Raw genomic sequence first — 1,233 nt, 5'->3', positions numbered from 1 at the left:
CGCTTGGGTGAAAGGAGGAGGGTGAAAATCTCCCACGGTCTGTACTGCGCTAACAGTCAGAATCGAGCCTTGTCCCTCCTCCTCCCTTCAAGTCCTACCATACAAGCGAGCCTGCTCGCGAAAGCGGCCTGACAGCCGACCTGATTCTTGGATATACACCGTCCCTTGGCGTTTAGAACACGTCGGGCGGCTAGGGTGTTGTGGCCGTCGAGTCAACAAGCGACAGCGAAATTGCGCGCGTTGATCGATCATTTGTCCACGCGGCTTTTTCCTGATGGCCATGACCGGTAAAGTTGTAACCGATTCTTGACACTATTCCATGCGCCATGGGGCGGCGATCTGTTGCACAATACGCCCCGGACTGTTTTCCCTCAGGATGTTCAATGTTGATTTTCACTCCCATGCGTGTTGTCGGGCTGGCGCTTTTGTTGACTGCGGTGGCCGGTTGTTCGAAGGACAAGCCTATCTATGAGCATGAGAACTTCGATGACTCCGGCACCTTTTCGCGCAATTATCCGGTAACCGACACCGCCAGTTGCGAAGCGGCCCGGCGCGCGTTGCTCAGTCAGGGCTACATCATTACCAGCAGTGATCCGAAGCTGGTCAGCGGTCACAAGAGCTTCCAGCAGACCGGCGAGACCCATCTCGAGATCAGCTTCAACGTGGTCTGCGCCGAAGATGGCAGCGCCGGCCATCATGCGACAGTGTTCGCCAACGCCTTGCAGGATCGTTATGCGTTGAAGAAGACCAACAACTCGGCCAGCCTCGGGGTTGGTGTGTTGGGCTCGGTGTCGATGCCGATCGGCTCCTCGGACGACTCGATGGTCAAGGTCGCCAGTGAGACGGTCATTGCGCAGAAGTTCTACGAGCGTTTCTTCACACTGGTGGAGCAGTTCCTGCCCGCCGATGCGAAGAAAGCTGCACACATCGAAGAAAAGCCGAAAACCGATCTTGGTGTGCCAGAACCAAAAGCGGCACCTGCACCTGCGCCTCTGGCGCCGACACCTGCAGCGGAACCGGCCCCCGCGCCGGCTGCAGAACCTGCACCAGCCCCGGCTGAAACCGCACCAGTGAGCTCCGAGCCGGTAGTACCGCCAGCGGAATCGACGCCGATTACGCCTGCCCCAGCGCCCTTGGAAGAGCCCACGCCCGCCAGCGAAACCATCACGCCACCGACCAACCCGGATATCCCGCCACCGTCAGAGCCGATTCCGGCGATGCCTGCGTCGGGCC

General features: G+C 59.4%; 1 protein-coding gene. It reads left to right on the top strand.

Going from position 1 to position 1,233, the window contains the following annotated elements; all coding sequences use genetic code 11:
• Positions 1–383: 383 nt before the first annotated feature.
• The coding region (locus F8N49_RS27770) for a DUF2242 domain-containing protein (RefSeq protein WP_151553308.1) at positions 384–1,233 on the top strand (850 nt) is incomplete at its 3' end.

The organism is Pseudomonas sp. GXM4 (assembly GCF_008923895.1).
Taxonomy (GTDB): Bacteria; Pseudomonadota; Gammaproteobacteria; order Pseudomonadales; family Pseudomonadaceae; genus Aquipseudomonas; species Aquipseudomonas atacamensis.
The sequence above is the reverse complement of the archived record's forward strand: the minus strand, read 5'-3'. Positions and strand labels throughout refer to the sequence as shown.